This is a genomic window from Cupriavidus pauculus (assembly GCF_003854935.1).
GTDB classification, from domain to species: Bacteria; Pseudomonadota; Gammaproteobacteria; order Burkholderiales; family Burkholderiaceae; genus Cupriavidus; species Cupriavidus pauculus_C.
The window spans coordinates 1217813-1233518 of sequence record NZ_CP033970.1; the positions used below are offsets into that span (position 1 = coordinate 1217813).

Here is a 15706-nt window from a genome sequence, read left to right on the forward strand (position 1 = left end):
GGCGTGACGCGGTGGCCCGGGCATCACGTGTGCGCCGCGCCGGGGCTCGGGGCGGCCCAGCGTGTGACATATCGCAGGCACAATAGCGGCTCTTCATGACCGGGATGGGAAATGGAACTGCGGCAACTGCGCTACTTCGTGCACGTGGTGGAACTGGGCAGCATGGGGCAGGCGGCCCAGCGGCTCGGCGTGGTCACGTCGGCGCTGAGCCAGCAGATCAGCCGGCTGGAAAGCGAGCTGTCCACGCGCCTGCTGCAGCGTACGTCCACGGGCGTGGTGCCCACCGATGCCGGGCTGGCGTTCTGGCGCCAGGCGCAACTGGCGCTGCGCCATGCCGACGATGCGGCGCTGGCGGCCCGTACCGCGCGGCTGTCGGGCCATGTCAGCGTGGGCATGGCACCGAGCACGCTGGCCGTGCTGGGCCCGTCGTTCATGGTCGCCATGCGCGACCGCTATCCCGATATCCGCCTGCACCTCGTGGAAAGCCTGTCCGGCGGGCTGGCGACGATGATCGGCGCGCGGCAGCTCGACCTTGCCGTGCTGTTCCAGCTTGAGCCGGGGCAGCGCTGGAGCAGCCTGCCGCTGCTGGAAGAGCGGCTGTTCGTGATCGCGCGGGCCGACCAGCCGGGGCTGCCGGCGGCCCGCACCATGCGGCTCGACGAGATTGGCGACCTGCCGCTGATCCTGCCCAGCGGCTCGCATGGGCTGCGGGCGGTGCTCAACGCCGCGTCGGCGCGCAGCCAGCGGCCGCTGAACGTGGTGGCCGAGATCGACGGGCTGGCCGTGCTGATGGATGCGGTGCGCGCCGGCATCGGCGCGACGATCCAGCCCGGCGCGGCCGTGGCGCGCCACCTGGGCGATCCGCTGGCGCTGATCGAGATCTCGGACGCCGGCGTGAGCCGGCCCAACCTGCTGGTCAGCCTGTCCGACGACGAACTGTCGCCGGCCGGCCTGGCCGCGCGCGGCGTGCTGGAGCAGGTGGCGCGCCAGCTGGTGACGGCCGGCCGCTGGCCCGGCGCGACCCTTCACAAATCCTGAACACGGTACGCCGGGGCGGGGCTGGCGCGCCGGGTGCCCGCTTGCGTAGAGTCGGGGGTCCAGCAGATCCCACAAATCCAACGATTCCCGCAGGAGACTCCGCATGACCTCACGCATGCCGCGCCGCGTCGCGCTCAAGGCGCTTGGCACCTTTGCCCTGGCCGCCGCCCTTTCCGGTTCCGCCCTGGCCGCCGACAACTGGCCGTCCAAGCCGATCACGCTGGTCGTGCCGTTCGCGTCGGGCGGCACCACCGACATCATCGGCCGGGCGGTCGGCCAGCGGCTGGGCGAGGCGCTGGGCCAGCCCGTGGTGGTGGACAACCGCCCCGGCGCGGGCGGCACCATCGGCGGCGCCCTGGTGGCGCGCGCCAACCCGGACGGCTACACGTTCCTGCTGGCCACCGTGGCCCACACCATGGCGCCCGGCATCTACAAGTCCCTGCCGTACGACTTCCAGAAGGATCTGGCGCCCATCGGCATGGTGGCGCTGACGCCCAACGTGCTGATCGTCAATCCGTCGATCCCGGCCAAGACCGTGCAGGAGCTGGTGGCCTACATCAAGGCCAATCCGGGCAAGGTCAACTATGGCTCGGCCGGCATCGGCAGCACCGAGCACCTGTCCGGCGAGCTGTTCCGCGCGCTGACCAGGACCGATATTTCGCACGTGCCGTACAAGGGCGGCGCGCCGATGATGACCGACCTGATGGCCGGCCAGATCCAGATGGCCATCGAGACCAGCCCGTCGGCCAATCCCCATATCAAGAGCGGCAAGGTCAAGGCGCTGGCGGTGACGTCGGCCAAGCGCTCGGCGGCCTATCCCGGCGTGCCGACCGTGGCGGAGAGCGGCGTGCCCGGCTACGAGGTGACCACGTGGTACGCGCTGATGGCCCCGCACGGCACGCCGGAGCCGATCCGCCAGCGCATGAGCGCCGAACTGGCCAAGGTGCTGAAGCAGCCCGACGTGCAGAAGCGCTTTGACGAGCAGGGCGTGACCGCCGGCGACATGACGCCGCCGCAGCTGGCCGGCTTCATCAAGACCGAAACCGCCAAGTGGACGCAGGTAGCAAAGGATTCCGGCGCCAAGGCCGAATAACGCCACCCACCGCCGTGGCGCCTACAGCGCGCGGCGGATCTCCGCCACGCCAAACGCGGCCAGCGCCAGCCCGGCCACGCGGTCGATCCACTGGCGCAACCGCGTGCCCAGCGCATGCCGGGCGCCGGTGACCATCGCCACCAGCACGCACCACCACGCGATGGACCCGCAGAACACGCCCAGCACCGTGGTCATGGCGATGGTCGTCGAGAATGCCCCGCGCGGCGCCAGCGTGGCGAACAGCGCGGCGAACATGATCACAGTCTGCGGGTTGGTCAGCGTCAGCAGCAAGGCGCTGCCGAACGCGCGCAGCTTCGACCCATTGGCGCGCAGCGTGGCCACCTGCTCCGTGGGCTTCTGGAAGAACGTGCGCAGCCCCAGGTAGAGCAGGAACAGCCCGGCGGCCACGTGCAGCGGCTTGTCGTAGGCCAGCATGAACTGCGACACCCCCACCAGCCCCAGCGCGGCCACCAGCCCGTAGACCGCGTCGCCGCAGGCAATGCCGAAGCCGATGGCCAGCCCGGCGCGCGGGCCATCGGTCAGTGTGCGGCGGATGCAGAGCATGCCCATCGGGCCGACGGGCGCGGCCACCGCCAGGCCAACGCCGGCAGCGGTCAGGAACAGGGCGGGCAGGGACATCGCGGGGTCTCCGTTCATGGTGGTCGTGGCAGGCCGATCGCAGCGATTCTATCGGCTAGGCCGCCACCTGCGGCGTGGAGCGCGCCAGCAGTTGCGCCAGTTCCACAGCGGGCACCGGGCGCCCGAACAGCCAGCCCTGGCCGTAGTCCACGCCCTGCGCGCGCAGGAAATCGGCCTGGTTGCGGTCCTCGATGCCCTCGGCCACCACCTGCAGGCCCAGCGACTGGGCCATGGCGATGATGTGCGGCGCCACGGTGCTCGACGCCGCCTCCTGCCCGATGGTGTCGACGAACGACTTGTCGATCTTCAGCGCGTCCACCTTGAAGCTCTGCAGGTACGACAGGCTCGAATAGCCGGTGCCGAAGTCGTCGATATAGACCGGGTGGCCGGCGTCGCGGAATGCCTGGATGGTGTCGCGCGCCACGTCGGGCTCCAGAAAGCCGCGCTCGGTGGCCTCGATGCGGATCTGGTCCGGCGCGATGCCGGTGCCGCGCAGCCGCGCCGTCAGCACGCTCAGGAAGCGGCGGCTCTTCAGGTCTTCCACGCCGACGTTGATCGACACGTAGAAGTGCGGATGCCGCCGCAGCAGCGTGCCCAGTTCGGCCAGCACGATGTCCAGCACCTGGTCCGTGATCTGCTGGATCAGCCCGGCGTTCTCGGCCATCGGGATGAACAGGTTCGGGCGCACCAGCCGCCCGTGGCGGCGCCAGCGGACCAGCGCCTCGACGCCCACCGGCTGGTTGTCGGCCAGCGACACGATGGGCTGGTAGTGGACGGCCATCTCGTGCCGCCGCACCGCGCCGCGCAGTTCGCCCTCCAGGCTGAAGCGCCGCGTGGCGCGCCGCCAGACCAGGATGCCCAGCGGCATGCCGGCCGCCAGCCCCACGCCCAGGCCACCCACCAGCAGCGCCTTCCAGTTGGCCAGCAGCGCCGTGCGCGGCGCCAGCACCACCACGGCCAGCGGCATGGTGCGCGAGCGGCGCAGCACGATCGACGCATCGTCGTCGCTGCCCACGTCCTTGCCCGACCCGTAGGCATGGTCGGCGTAGGCGCGCTGCAGGCGCGGCACGCTGGCGCCCTGCGACGCCGCGAAGATGCGTCCGGCATCGGTCTGCACGGCGGCCAGCATGCGCGTCTCGCGGTCCACCACGTCGACGAAGGTCTGCGGGTCCATGCCGACGTAGCTGCCGTTGCGCCCCAGCAGCATCGACCGGCGCGGCGCCGCGAACGGGTTGGGCTGGTCGAACCAGTAGTCCAGGCCGTCGGGCGTGCGCCAGTCGGGCGGCGGCAGCAGGAACTGGTTGGCCTGCACGGCGCCCAGCAGCGCCGAGCACAGCCGCTTGCCGCCGCGGTAGGCGCCGGCGTCCTGGATATGGCGGTAGGTGTAGGTGATGCGCCGCATCTCCACCAGGTGCGACGCCGAGCAGGGGTCGTCGCGCAGCGATTCCAGGTCCTGCAGCGCGTTCAGGGCCTGGGTCATGACCGTTTCGGCACGGGCCACGGCGGCGTCCGCGAACACGCTGAGCTGCTCGGATTCGCGCCGGTTGGCTTCGAGCTGGGCCATGAACACGCCGATCCCGACCGGGAACAGCGTGGCCATCGTCGCCAGCACGATTGTCACAACCACGAACCAGCTACGCTGCATCGGGTGCCCTCAGGAGACGCGCCGCGGCGGCGCCGTCCCGTCTCAACGGAAGTGAAAGTGCCGCCGCGCCAGCCGTGGCCCCGGGCCGGCGGCAGGGGCCCGGGATCATCTACCCGCTCTGGGGAGCATAGCTAACAATCGGCCTGCCCGTCTGTCATGCCGGCCCGGCGGTTGCATTTTTGCAGGCCGGCGACGGCGCGCCCAGGGGCGGAACCTGCGCACAGGGTAAGGGAATTTGCGCTACGCCCGAATCCATCCAGATGGCGGGGGGTGGGCTGGCGCACGGTGGCGGCGCGCCCAGGGGGGCCGGGCGCGCGGAGGGGGCGGCTCAGCGGGGGATGCCCGGCAGCCGCGCCGCGCCGCGGGCCGGGCCGCGCGCGCGGGTTTGGGCCGGGAGTCGACCCGGCTACGCTTTTTCAGCGCCTCAGATCGCGGACCGCAGGACGGCCCCGGTGGCAAAGAAGCTCTGCAGGTTGTCGAACACCAGCCCGGCCATGGCGGCGCGGGTCTCGTGCGTGCCGCTGGCCACGTGGGGCAGCAGCACCACGTTGTCCAGCGCGAACAGCGCGGGCGGCACGTTGGGCTCGTCCTCGAACACGTCCAGCCCGGCGCCGGCGATGCGCTGGTTCGCCAGCGCATCGACCAGCGCGGCCTCGTCGACCACGGTGCCGCGCGCGATGTTGATCAGGTAGCCCTGCGGGCCAAGCGCCTTGAGTACGTCGGCCGACACAAGGTGGCGCGTTTCGGGCCCGCCCGAGGCGGCAATCACCAGAAAGTCGGCCCATTCGGCCAGCGCCGGCAGCGACGGCTCGAAGCCGTACGGCACGCCGTCCTGCGCCTTGCGGCCGAAGTAGCGTACTTCCATGTCGAACCCGCTGGACCGCTTGGCGATGACCCGGCCGATGCGGCCCATGCCGACGATGCCCAGCCGCTTGCCGCTCACGCGCGTGGTCAGCGGGTACGGGCCGCGCGGCCATGCGCCGCGCCGCACGTAGCGGTCGGCGGCGCTGACCTGGCGCGCCGCGTCCATCAGCAGCGCGAAGGCGGTGTCGGCCACGCAGTCGTTGAGCACGTCGGGCGTGTAGCCCACGGCGATGCCGCGCGCGCGGGCCGTGTCGAGGTCGAGCTTGTCCAGGCCCACGCCGAAGCTGGAAACGACGCGCAGATTCGGCAGCGCGGCCAGCATCGTGGCGTCCACGCCCGTGGCGGCGCGCGTGGTCATCGCCACGAACTCGCCGCCGTGTTGCGCCAGGTAGGCGGCCGGGTCGCTTTCGGCCCAGAACGGATGCACGTCGAAATGCTCGGCCAGGCGGGCTTCGGTCTGTTCGGGCAGCCGGCCATGCTGCAGGAGGCGGGGTTTCATGCGGAAGGGGTCCTTGGTGTCCGTTGGGTGGGAAAGGGCGCGGTCAGTCGGCGCTCAGGTGATTATCGGCGATGATCCTTGCGTAACGCTTGCGGTCATTGGCGATGGTCTCGGCAAACTGCTGCGGCGTGCTGCCCACCGGAATCGCGCCCTGTTCCACGAGCTGCTTCTTCACCTCGGGCATGGCCACCACCTTCTTCACGTCGGCGGCGATCTTGTCGACGACGTCCTTCGGCGTGCCGGCCGGGGCCAGCAGGCCCACCCACGAGCCGGATTCCGCGTTCTGGATGCCGGCCTCGGCCAGCGTCGGCACGTCGGGCATCGACGGCGAGCGCACCGACCCCGTCACCGCCAGCGCGCGCAGCTTGCCGGCCTTGACGTGGCCCGTGGTCTCCAGGATCGACGCGAACAGCATGTCGACGTTGCCGGCCATCAGGTCGGTCATCGCGGCGCCGCCGCCCTTGTAGGGCACGTGCAGCATGTCGGTGCCGGTGGCGGCTTTGAAGATCTCGCCCGACAGGTGCGGCGAGCCGCCCGTGCCGGAGCTGGCAAACGTCAGCTTGCCCGGCTTGGCCTTGGCCAGCGCCACCAGTTCCTTCGGCGTTCTGGCGGGCAGCCCCGGCGTGACCACCAGCGCGAACGGCAGCTCGGCCATCATCGTCACGGGTACGAAGCTGTCGGGCTTGTAGTTGAGCTTCTTGTAGAGAAACGGGTTGATCGACTGCGTGCCGACGTTGCCGGCCACCAGCGTGTAGCCGTCCGGCTTGGCCCGGGCGGTCAGTTCCAGCCCCACGTTGCCGGCCGCGCCGGGACGGTTGTCCACCACGACGGGCTGGCCCCAGAGCTGCGCCAGCCGCTGCGCCACCAGCCGCGTGCCGATGTCGGTGCCGCCCCCGGGCGTGAACGGCACGATGATGGTCACCGACCGCGTGGGCCACGGGTCCTGCGCGTGCGCGGGCAGGGCAAGCGTGGCAGCGGCCAGGGCGAGGGCGGCGATGCGGGGGAGGGTGGGCATGGGGATCTCCGGGGTGTTCTTGTGGTGGTGTCGTTTCGATTTTTCCCCCTCCCGCGTGCGGGAGAGGGGAGCAAACAGTGGGGGTGTTTCCAGCCGCCGCCTCAGCGGCCGGCTGCCTTTCGCCATGCGGCAAAGTCCTCGCGGGCCTGCTCGGATGTCGGGGGGTAGAGGCCGATGATCGAGCGGCCGTTGCGGACCTGTTCGGTCACGAAATCCTCGAACGCGGTCATCTCCACCGCCTCGGCGGCGATTTCCTCGGCCATGTGGCGCGGGATGACGACCACGCCCTCGGCGTCGCCGACCATCACGTCGCCGGGGAACACCGCCACGTCGCCGCAGCCGATCGGCACGTCGAACTCCAGCGCCTGGTGCAGCGTCAGGTTGGTCGGTGCCGACGGGCGGTGGTGGTAGGCCGGCATCGCCATCTGCGCGATCTCGGGCGAGTCGCGGAAGCCGCCGTCGGTGACGATGCCCGCGCCGCCGCGCTGCATCAGCCGCGTGACCAGGATGGACCCGGCGCTGGCGGCGCGGGCGTCCTTGCGGCTGTCGATCACCAGCACGGCGCCGGGCGGGCACTGCTCGATGGCCTGGCGCTGCGGGTGGTTCGGGTCCTGGAACACCGTGATCGGGTTCAGGTCCTCGCGGGCGGGGATGTAGCGCAGCGTGAAGGCCGGGCCGACCATCGTGCCGCCGGCCGGGTTCAGCGGCCGCACGTCCTGGATGAACTGGTTGCGCAGGCCGCGCTTGAACAGCGCGGTGCACAGCGTGGCCGTGCTGACGGTCTTCAGCGCATCGCGCAGGCTGGAACTGAGCGGGGTCATCGGTCGGGCCTCAGTAGATGCTCGGTTCGCCCACGGGGGCGCCGAAGTCGGTTTGCAGGAAGTCGAAGTCGCAGCCGTCGTTGGCCTGCCGCACGTGCTGCGAAAAGATGTAGCCGTAGCCGCGCGCGTAGCGCGGCGGCGGCGGGGTCCAGGCGGCGCGGCGGGCCGCCAGTTCCTCGTCGGACACTTCCAGGTGGATGCGGCGCTGGTCGATATCCACGGTGATCAGATCGCCGGTGCGGACCAGTGCGAACGGGCCGCCGATGTACGCCTCGGGCGCCACGTGCAGGATGCAGGCGCCGTAGCTGGTGCCGCTCATGCGCGCGTCGGACATCCGCAGCATGTCGCGCACGCCCTGCTTCACCAGCTTCTTCGGAATCGGCAGCATGCCCCACTCGGGCATGCCGGGGCCGCCCAGCGGGCCGGCGTTGCGCAGGATCAGGATGTGGTCGGCGGTCACGTCCAGCGTCTCGTCCTCGACGGCTGCCTTCATCGACGGATAGTCGTCGAACACCAGCGCCGGCCCCGTATGCCGGAAAAACCGCTTCTCGCAGGCGCTGGGCTTGATCACGCAGCCGTCGGGGGCGATGTTGCCGCGCAGGACGGCCAGCGCGCCTTCCTGGTACAGCGCGTTGGCCGGGGTGCGGATCACGTCGTCGTTGTGTACCTCGGCGCCGGCGATGTTCTCGCCCAGCGTGCGGCCCGTGACCGTGGGCGCGTCCAGGTGCAGCTTGTCCCGGATGCGCGTCATCAGCGCCGGCAGCCCGCCCGCGTAGAAGAAGTCCTCCATCAGGTACTTGTCGCCGCTGGGCCGGATATTGGCAATCACGGGCACGTGGCGGCTCATGCGGTCGAAGTCGTCCAGGCCGATATCGTGGCCGGCGCGGCGGGCCATGGCGATGACGTGGATGATGGCGTTGGTGGAGCAGCCCATCGCCATGGCCACCGCGATGGCGTTCTCGAACGACGCGCGCGTCTGGATGCGCTGCGGCGTCAGGTCTTCCCAGACCATGTCGACGATGCGGCGGCCGGCCTCGGAGCACATGCGGATGTGGTTGGCGTCGGCGGCCGGGATCGACGACGCGCCGGGCAGCGTCATGCCGATGGTCTCGGCGATGGCCGTCATCGTGCTGGCCGTGCCCATCGTCATGCAGGTGCCGTGGCTGCGCGCGATGCCGCCCTCGATGCCGATCCATTCGGTCTTGCTGATGTTGCCCGCGCGGCGCTCGTCCCAGAACTTCCAGGCGTCGGAGCCCGACCCCAGCACCTGGCCCTTGTAGTTGCCGCGCAGCATGGGGCCGGCGGGCACGTAGATGGCCGGCACGCCGGCGCTGGTGGCGCCCATCAGCAGGCCCGGCGTGGTCTTGTCGCAGCCGCCCATCAGCACGGCGCCGTCGATGGGGTGGGAGCGGATCAGCTCCTCGGTCTCGATGGCCAGCAGGTTGCGGTAGAGCATGGTGGTCGGCTTGACCGAGCTCTCGGACAACGAAATGGCCGGCAGTTCCATGGGGAAACCGCCGGCCTGCAGGATGCCGCGCTTCACGTCGTCCACGCGCTGCTTGAAGTGCGCGTGGCAGGGGTTGATGTCGGACCAGGTGTTGATGATCGCGATGAGCGGCTTGCCCATCCATTCATCGGGCGCGTAGCCCATCTGCATGATCCGCGAGCGATGCCCGGACGAACGCAAGTCGTCGGGCGCGAACCAGCGCGCGCTGCGTAGCTGGTCCGGCGTCTTCTTCGGTGCCGTCATGGTTGTCTCTTCCACTTGGTAATCGTTCGGCCGTTCAGTTGTACGACGACCGTGTTTCGATGGATTAAAGCACTAATATATTAGTACGTCAACGCGATCTTCCCGTCGTTCGTTCAGCTAGAATCGCGCCCAACGCACTTGTCACCTTCGCATGGCCGCCACGCTACCCAACCCCGCCCAGTTCCAGTTCGACCGTACGCGCCAGGCGGCGCCGCAGGTGTTCGAGCACATGCGCGACCAGATCATCTCGCTGGCGCTGCCCCCCGGCACGGTGCTGTCCCGCCCGGAGCTGGCGCTGCAGTACGGCATCAGCCAGACGCCGGTGCGTGACGCGCTGATGCGGCTGGCCGAGGAAGGGCTGGTCGACGTGTTCCCGCAGCACGCCACGCGCGTGAGTCGGATCGACGTGGCGCTGGCACGGCAGGCGCACTTCCTGCGCCGGTCGGTGGAGGTGGAGATCGTTCGCGCGCTGGCCGGCGCGCCCGACGCCGCCCTGGTGGACCGGCTGCGGGCCACCATCGCGCGCCAGCAGCGCATGCTGGAACTCGACGACCTGGCCGAATTCACGGCCAACGACCAGTATTTCCATCGCCAGCTCTACGAGGCCGCCGCCGTGCCCGACCTGTTCGGGCTGGTGCGCCGCCAGAGCGGCCACCTGGACCGCCTGCGCCGCCTGCACCTGCCGATTCCGGGCAAGGCTCATGCGGTGCTGCGCGACCATGCGGCCATCGTCGATGCCATTGGGGCCGGTGACGTGCCCGGTGCCGAGGCGGCGCTGCGCGGCCACCTGACCGGCACGCTGGCCAACGTCGAGGAAATCCGCGCCAGCTTCCGCGACTACCTGCGCTGACCGCGCGCCGTTTGTTTTTGGCAACGACTGCGCGCAAATCTACCCATCGGATGGGTATTGGCAGCATCTCCGCAAACGTCAGCCACGAAGAATTTGTCGATTGCCGGTGGAAATTGATAGATTCGGGAGGTACCTACTGCCGGGTAGACCGAGATGTCCGCCAGAGTCACCATTACCACCAGCGAGCAATTGGGGCAGGTGCTCCAGGGCGCGCGCAAGATCGCCGGCCTGACCCAGGCCGACGCCGCCGCGCGGCTGGCCATCAGCCAGAGCCGCGTGTCCCATATGGAACTGAATCCCGAAACCATCAGCGTGGCGCAACTGCTGGCGCTGCTGGGCGCCTACGACCTGGACCTCGTCATCGAGCCGCGCGTGATGAGCGATGCGCTGCTGGACAAGCTGGAGTGGTAGGCGCCGCGCATCAGGGCAGGTAGCCCAGCAGCTTCCACCAGAAGTAGTCGAGCGGCAGCAGCAGCACGATCGTCAGCGCCGCCATCGCCAGGCACAGCCGCGTGCCATGCCGCAGCCCCACGCCGCCAAGCTGCATCGCAATCACGATCGGCGGCGACTGGTACGGAAAGAACACGGTCGAGAACACCGGCACCTGCAGCATCAGCACCGTTTCCAGCGGCAGCCCCGTGGCGGTTGCCAGGTCGCGCGCCAGCGGCGTGAGCACGGCCGGCAGCGCCGGCAGCGTCGACATCATCCCCAGCACCGCCCCCATCGCCCCGATCGTGCCGACATTGGCCGCCGTGTGGCCCGGCGTCAGCGGCAGCACGTGCAGCAGCCCCGCGCTGATGGCGCTGCCCAGGCCCGTGGATTCCACCACGGCGCCCAGCCCCAGAAAGCCCGCCACGTAGATCAGCGGCACCAGGTGGACCTGCTCGGACAGCGCCTTTGGCGACACTAGCCCGATGCCGGGCAGCAGGCACACGATGCAGGCGGCCAGCGAGATCCAGGCGGGCGAGATGCCGTGCCACGCATCGGTGGCGAACCCGGCCACGGCCAGCGCCAGGATGATGGCCAGCACCCGCTCCTGCGCGCCCATCGCCGTGGCCGTGACGGGCGCCTGCGCCGGCAGCGGGCCTTTTTCCGGGAACAGCTTGCAGATCATCCAGATCAGCAGCACGGTCTTCAGCGCGCCTAGCACCGGAAAATGCAGCAGCAGGTAGCTGCCGTAGCTGAGGTTGATGTGGTACAGCGAACTGGCCGCGCCCAGCAGCACGCTGTTCGGGATATTGGCCGGCAGGATCGTGGTGGGCGGCATGTAGCTGGCCAGCGCCACGGTCATCACCATGCCGATGCGGCCGTTGGACGCCGGGGCAAAGCCCAGCCGGTCCGCCAGCGCCAGCACGATCGGCATCAGCAGCAGCACGCGGCCCGTGGTGGACGGCATCAGGAACGCCAGCCCCACCGCGCTGAGCGCCACGGTGGTGATCACCTGCGGATAGGTGCCCACGCGCTTGCGGAAGATGATGTCGGCCAGCCGCAGCGCCAGCCCCGTGCTGCGCAGCGCCACGCCGGTCACGGCGCCGCCGAACATCAGCCACCACGCGGTGGACGTGAAACCGGAGAACACCACGGTTGGCGGCGCGATGTGGAACACCACGGCGGCCAGGAAGAACAGCAGCGTGGCCGTGGGCTCGGGCAGCACGCCCACGGCCCAGCAGCAGACCGTCGACAGGACCAGCGCCCCGGCCCAGATCAGTGCGGGCGGCGCATGCAGCGCACTGCCGGCGATCCAGACGGCGGCAATGCAGGCGCCGATCAGCAGGGCGGCGCGCAGCGAATCGGCGGGACGGCCGGCAAGCGGGGGCGACGGGGGAGGGGGCGGCGGGGCGCCGGGCCGCACGTCGGCACGGCCGGGGGTAATCGACATCGGGATCTGTCTCGGAGCGCCCGTCGATGCGGGTCTTGTTTGATGAGCGGAAGTGCTGAGTCGCTATCGTAGGATTGTCTCGACAGGCAGGCAACTGCCGCGTGACCCCGCTAGCGCGTCTTGCGGAAGGTCAGGTTGATGCGCTCGGCCCCGGTCAGTGGGTGGTCACCTGCGGCCAGCGGCGCGATCCCATGGAACACCAGCCGCGACGGGCCACCCCAGACCACCACGTCGCCATGCGCCAGCCGCACCCGCGCCGGCCCGTCGGCCCGCCGCAGCCCGCCCCAGAGGAACGTGGCCGGCAGGCCCAGCGACACCGACACGATCGGCGCGCGCAGGTCCAACTCGTCACGATCCTGGTGCAGCGACAGCCGCGTGCCGGGCAGGTAGCGGTTGATCAGGCAGGCGTCGGGCCGGAAATCGGCATACCCGGCCGCAGCGGCGGCATCGCGCGCCAGTTGGCGGAACGGCTCGGGCATCGGCGGCCAGGGCCGGCCCGAATCGGGATCGACGCCATCGTAGCGGTAGCCCGTGCGATCCGACACCCACCCCCGCTCGCCGCAATTGGTCATCGCCACCGACATCCGCAGCCCGCCCGGCGTCACCAGATGCCGGAAAGGTGAGCCCGCGCTGACTTCGCCCACGGCGCCCAGCAGCGCCGGCCCGGCCTCGCGCGCAAAGCCGCGCAGCACCACCGCGCCGGGCGCCAGGGGCTCGGCGGCCGGCGCGGCGTCGGGGTCGGTGGGAAGGGCGTCGAAGAGGTCGAAAGTCATGTCAAAGGGCAGCGTTTCGTTTGTTGCGAATGGCGATTGTTTCACGCTGGATGCCGCCGCCGTCGTAACGGCCCCCCGGAAGTCACGCGCCAGCCCCTACCTGCCCTTCATCCCCTCCAGCAACGCCTTGTGGAACGCCGCCGGGTCCTGCATCTGCGGCGCGTGGCCCAGTTCGGGGAATTGCACCAGCGTCGTGTTCGGGATGGCCTTCGCCGTGCGCTGGGCCAGTTCGGGGTAGCGGCCCAGCGTGGGCTGGATCTCGGGCGGGGCGGCGTCCTTGCCGATGGCCGTGGTGTCCTTGTCGCCGATCATCAGCAGCGTGGGGGCCTGGATGGCGCCCATTTCGTAGACCACGGGCTGGGTGTAGATCATGTCGTACAGCAGCGCGGAGTTCCAGGCGACGATCTGCTTGCCGGGGCCGCGGTACATGCCGGCCAGCATCTGCACCCAAGGTTCGTACGCCGGCTTCCACTGGTTCACGTAGTACGTGGATTTCTCGTAGTTGCGGATGCGGTCGGCCGTGGTGTTCAGCTCGCGGGCGTACCACTGGTCCACTGACAGCGGCGGCACGCCCTTGGCCTTCCAGTCCTCCAGCCCGATCGGGTTGACCAGCACCAGCTGGCGGGTCTCCTTCGGATACATCAGCGCGTAACGCATCGCCAGCATCCCGCCGGTGGAGTGGCCCATCACCGTGACGTCGCGGATGCCGATCGATGCCAGCAGGTCATGCGTGTTACGCGCCAGTTGCTGGAACGTGTACTGATAGTGCGCCGGCTTGGTCGACTTGCAGAAGCCGACCTGGTCGGGCGCCACCACGCGGTAGCCGGCACCGCTCAGTTCGCGGATCGTCTCCTGCCACGTGGCGCCGCAGAAGTTCTTGCCATGCAGCAGCACCACGGCGCGGCCGTTTGGCTTTTCCGGCTGGATGTCCATGAACGCCATGTCGAGCGGCTGGCCCTGCGACGTGAAGCGGTAGTGCTGGACGGGGTAGGGGTAGTCGAAACCTTCGAGCTGCGGGCCGTAGGCGGGGCCGTCATCGGCAGCGTGGGCAAGCGGGGCGATGGCAAGGGCTGCCAGGAGCAGGAGACGGCGTGCGGGCATGGTCGGGGGCGGCTTGTGGATGGGACGCACAAGTGACCATGCGGGGGTGGGGGAAGTTCCGGGTGGGGCTTGAAGGGCTGAGGGTTTGCTCCCCTCTCCCGCGCGGGAGAGGGGCCGGGGGTGAGGGCAGGCCGCTCAAGATGCCAAGATGCGGGTGTCGCGGTTTGGACCGCTGGCCCTCACCCCCAAGCCCTCTCCCGCATGGCAGGAGAGGGGAGCAAACCGGCGACGTTGCGATACGTCGCCATGTACCGACTCAAGCGAACGTATCCACCTCGCCCCGTGCCAGCGGGCGCGGGGTGCGGGGGGTGGCGGCGACCGGGGTGGCTGGTTCGTTGCCGAAGCCCGTGGTCTGGCCAAAGCTGCTGCCGCTGGCCTGGCGTTGCGGCTGCTGTTGCTGGCCGCCCGAGTTGGCCTGGGCAAAGCCGTCGGCGCCCACCGAGGTCTGGCCGAGCTGGATGCCGGCTTCGGCCATCGACGTGCGCAGTTGAGGCAGCGCCGCTTCCACGGCGGCGCGCACGGCCTGGTGGGGCGATACGAACAGGGCCTGGGCCTGGTCGTTGACCACGTTCAGCACCACCTTCAGCGGGCCCAGGTTGGGCGGGTTCAGGTCCAGCTCGGCGGTCTGGTTGCCTTGCGTCGACAGGCGCACCATCTGCTGGCCCAGCGCCTGCGACCACTGGCTGTCGCCGACGTTCGGCGCGATGACCGGGCGGGCTGCTGCGGCGGCGGCGCTGGCATGGCCGGCGTGGTTCGGGGCCTGGGCCGCCGCCAGGGCGGATGCCAGCGTGGCGGCGCTGCTGCTGTTGGTGGCGCCCGTGTCAGCCGCCTCGCCGGTGCGGGCGGCGGCCTGTGCGGCGGCGAACGGCGTGGCGGACGGCTGGGTCGACGGAGCAGCCTGCGTGTTGTCCGCGATGGTCGGCGCCGGCTGGTTCGACTGGCCGAGGTTGCCCTGCTGCTGGCCGGCGCCCTGGCCGCCTGCGTGCTGCGGCGCGCCCTGCGCGGGTGCGGCGGTGGTGGCCGCGGCGGCCAGCTTGTCGGCCGTGGTCGGCGAGGCGTTCTGCAGCGCGGCGCGTTGCTGGGCGATCAGCGCCAGCGTGTCGCCCGCGTTCGGCACGCTGCCCTTGGGGGCTTCCGTGACGATGCCGGCCGGCACGTTGGCGTCCACCTGCGCCTGCAGCGCGGCGGCGTCCGGTGCGGCGGCCGGCGCGGCGTTGGCTGCGGTGGCGGGTGCCGTGGCGGCAGGCTGGCCGGGCAGTCCCGGCAGGCCGGTCAGCGCGGTGCCATCGGCGCCGGTGCCGGTGGGCTGGGCCTGCTGCGGATTGGGCAGCGGGGCCAGCAGCGCGGCGGCGGCCAGTGCGGCGGCCACGGCGGCGGCGTCGGCGCTGGCCGTGGCCGTGTCGTCCTTGTCGGCCGTCTCGGGGTCGGCAGCGTCAGCCGTATCGGCCGCGCCATCCTTCTTCGCCACCTTGGCGTCGTCCTGCTTGGGCAGCGCGTTGTTCGTGCCGGCCTGTTCGGGCTGGGGCTTCTGGGTGTTCTGCCCGGCGTCGGGCTTGCTGTCCCTGGCGGGCACCTTGGCCTGCTGGGCGGCCGGCTGGCCGTCCTGGCGCGCGCGGGTCAGCGTGTCCTTGAACAGGTTGGCATCGGTGCCCTTGCCGCCGGCGTCCGGCGACTTGAGGCTGTTCAGGGCTGCGGCGGCGTTGCCGGCCAACTGGCTGATATCGATCATGGTGGTATGG

General features: G+C 70.4%; 14 protein-coding genes. 4 read left to right on the forward strand and 10 right to left on the reverse strand.

The features are described from left to right. The first annotated feature begins 111 nt into the window (after positions 1-111). Together EHF44_RS23560 and EHF44_RS23565 are read left to right on the forward strand one after the other, a co-directional pair. Positions 112-1038, forward strand: coding sequence for a LysR family transcriptional regulator (locus EHF44_RS23560; protein ID WP_124686097.1), 927 nt, complete (start codon positions 112-114; stop codon positions 1036-1038). 103 nt (positions 1039-1141) lie between these two features. Next, complete coding sequence (locus EHF44_RS23565; protein ID WP_124686098.1) at positions 1142-2131, forward strand: tripartite tricarboxylate transporter substrate binding protein; 990 nt, start codon at positions 1142-1144, stop codon at positions 2129-2131. Between the two features lie 21 nt (positions 2132-2152). On the opposite strand, the gene EHF44_RS23570 is transcribed toward EHF44_RS23565, so the two are convergent. The 6 genes from EHF44_RS23570 to araD all read right to left on the reverse strand — a co-directional run bounded on the left by EHF44_RS23570 (position 2153) and on the right by araD (position 9364). Continuing rightward, a complete protein-coding gene (locus EHF44_RS23570; RefSeq protein ID WP_124686099.1) occupies positions 2153-2770 on the reverse strand; it encodes a LysE family translocator in 618 nt (205 codons plus the stop codon). Between the two features lie 55 nt (positions 2771-2825). Further along, positions 2826-4415 (reverse strand): EAL domain-containing protein, encoded by a 1590-nt coding sequence (locus EHF44_RS23575; protein ID WP_124686100.1) that lies wholly within the window; start codon positions 4413-4415, stop codon positions 2826-2828. A gap of 424 nt (positions 4416-4839) precedes the next feature. Next, positions 4840-5778 carry a 2-hydroxyacid dehydrogenase gene (locus tag EHF44_RS23580; protein ID WP_124686101.1) on the reverse strand — a complete coding sequence of 313 codons (939 nt, stop codon included), beginning with the start codon at positions 5776-5778 and terminating at the stop codon, positions 4840-4842. A 43-nt stretch (positions 5779-5821) separates the two neighbouring features. After that, the gene (locus EHF44_RS23585; RefSeq protein WP_124686102.1) at positions 5822-6793 is read right to left on the reverse strand and encodes a Bug family tripartite tricarboxylate transporter substrate binding protein; all 972 of its coding nucleotides are present in this window, start codon (positions 6791-6793) and stop codon (positions 5822-5824) included. Between the two features lie 101 nt (positions 6794-6894). Continuing rightward, a complete protein-coding gene (locus EHF44_RS23590) occupies positions 6895-7614 on the reverse strand; it encodes a ribonuclease activity regulator RraA (protein ID WP_124686103.1) in 720 nt (239 codons plus the stop codon). Positions 7615-7624: 10 nt separating this feature from the next. Next, positions 7625-9364 (reverse strand): L-arabinonate dehydratase, encoded by a 1740-nt coding sequence (gene araD, locus EHF44_RS23595; protein WP_124686104.1) that lies wholly within the window; start codon positions 9362-9364, stop codon positions 7625-7627. Positions 9365-9515: 151 nt separating this feature from the next. On the opposite strand from araD, the gene EHF44_RS23600 reads away from it, so the two are divergent. Beyond that, a complete protein-coding gene (locus EHF44_RS23600) occupies positions 9516-10214 on the forward strand; it encodes a GntR family transcriptional regulator (protein ID WP_124686105.1) in 699 nt (232 codons plus the stop codon). 153 nt (positions 10215-10367) lie between these two features. After that, positions 10368-10625 carry a helix-turn-helix domain-containing protein gene (locus tag EHF44_RS23605; protein WP_124686106.1) on the forward strand — a complete coding sequence of 86 codons (258 nt, stop codon included), beginning with the start codon at positions 10368-10370 and terminating at the stop codon, positions 10623-10625. A 10-nt stretch (positions 10626-10635) separates the two neighbouring features. On the opposite strand, the gene EHF44_RS23610 is transcribed toward EHF44_RS23605, so the two are convergent. The 4 genes from EHF44_RS23610 to EHF44_RS28905 form a co-directional block, all read right to left on the reverse strand. Continuing rightward, positions 10636-12093 (reverse strand): SLC13 family permease, encoded by a 1458-nt coding sequence (locus tag EHF44_RS23610; protein ID WP_124686107.1) that lies wholly within the window; start codon positions 12091-12093, stop codon positions 10636-10638. Between the two features lie 110 nt (positions 12094-12203). Further along, on the reverse strand, positions 12204-12866 hold the full coding sequence (alkB, locus tag EHF44_RS23615; RefSeq protein ID WP_124686108.1) for a DNA oxidative demethylase AlkB: 663 nt from the start codon (positions 12864-12866) through the stop codon (positions 12204-12206). 96 nt (positions 12867-12962) lie between these two features. Continuing rightward, complete coding sequence (locus EHF44_RS23620; RefSeq protein WP_124686109.1) at positions 12963-13967, reverse strand: alpha/beta fold hydrolase; 1005 nt, start codon at positions 13965-13967, stop codon at positions 12963-12965. A 256-nt stretch (positions 13968-14223) separates the two neighbouring features. Then, complete coding sequence (locus EHF44_RS28905) at positions 14224-15696, reverse strand: flagellar hook-length control protein FliK (RefSeq protein ID WP_124686110.1); 1473 nt, start codon at positions 15694-15696, stop codon at positions 14224-14226. Between the last annotated feature and the right edge of the window lie 10 nt (positions 15697-15706).

Coding starts and splice junctions, on each gene's coding strand:
- EHF44_RS23590 (WP_124686103.1), bottom strand. CDS start 7,614: ATGACCCCGCTCAGTTCCAGCCTGCGCGATGCGCTGAAGACCGTCAGC.
- alkB (WP_124686108.1), bottom strand. CDS start 12,866: ATGACTTTCGACCTCTTCGACGCCCTTCCCACCGACCCCGACGCCGCG.
- EHF44_RS23560 (WP_124686097.1), top strand. CDS start 112: ATGGAACTGCGGCAACTGCGCTACTTCGTGCACGTGGTGGAACTGGGC.
- EHF44_RS23570 (WP_124686099.1), bottom strand. CDS start 2,770: ATGTCCCTGCCCGCCCTGTTCCTGACCGCTGCCGGCGTTGGCCTGGCG.
- EHF44_RS23565 (WP_124686098.1), top strand. CDS start 1,142: ATGACCTCACGCATGCCGCGCCGCGTCGCGCTCAAGGCGCTTGGCACC.
- EHF44_RS23620 (WP_124686109.1), bottom strand. CDS start 13,967: ATGCCCGCACGCCGTCTCCTGCTCCTGGCAGCCCTTGCCATCGCCCCG.
- araD (WP_124686104.1), bottom strand. CDS start 9,364: ATGACGGCACCGAAGAAGACGCCGGACCAGCTACGCAGCGCGCGCTGG.
- EHF44_RS23600 (WP_124686105.1), top strand. CDS start 9,516: ATGGCCGCCACGCTACCCAACCCCGCCCAGTTCCAGTTCGACCGTACG.
- EHF44_RS23585 (WP_124686102.1), bottom strand. CDS start 6,793: ATGCCCACCCTCCCCCGCATCGCCGCCCTCGCCCTGGCCGCTGCCACG.
- EHF44_RS23610 (WP_124686107.1), bottom strand. CDS start 12,093: ATGTCGATTACCCCCGGCCGTGCCGACGTGCGGCCCGGCGCCCCGCCG.
- EHF44_RS23580 (WP_124686101.1), bottom strand. CDS start 5,778: ATGAAACCCCGCCTCCTGCAGCATGGCCGGCTGCCCGAACAGACCGAA.
- EHF44_RS23605 (WP_124686106.1), top strand. CDS start 10,368: ATGTCCGCCAGAGTCACCATTACCACCAGCGAGCAATTGGGGCAGGTG.
- EHF44_RS23575 (WP_124686100.1), bottom strand. CDS start 4,415: ATGCAGCGTAGCTGGTTCGTGGTTGTGACAATCGTGCTGGCGACGATG.
- EHF44_RS28905 (WP_124686110.1), bottom strand. CDS start 15,696: ATGATCGATATCAGCCAGTTGGCCGGCAACGCCGCCGCAGCCCTGAAC.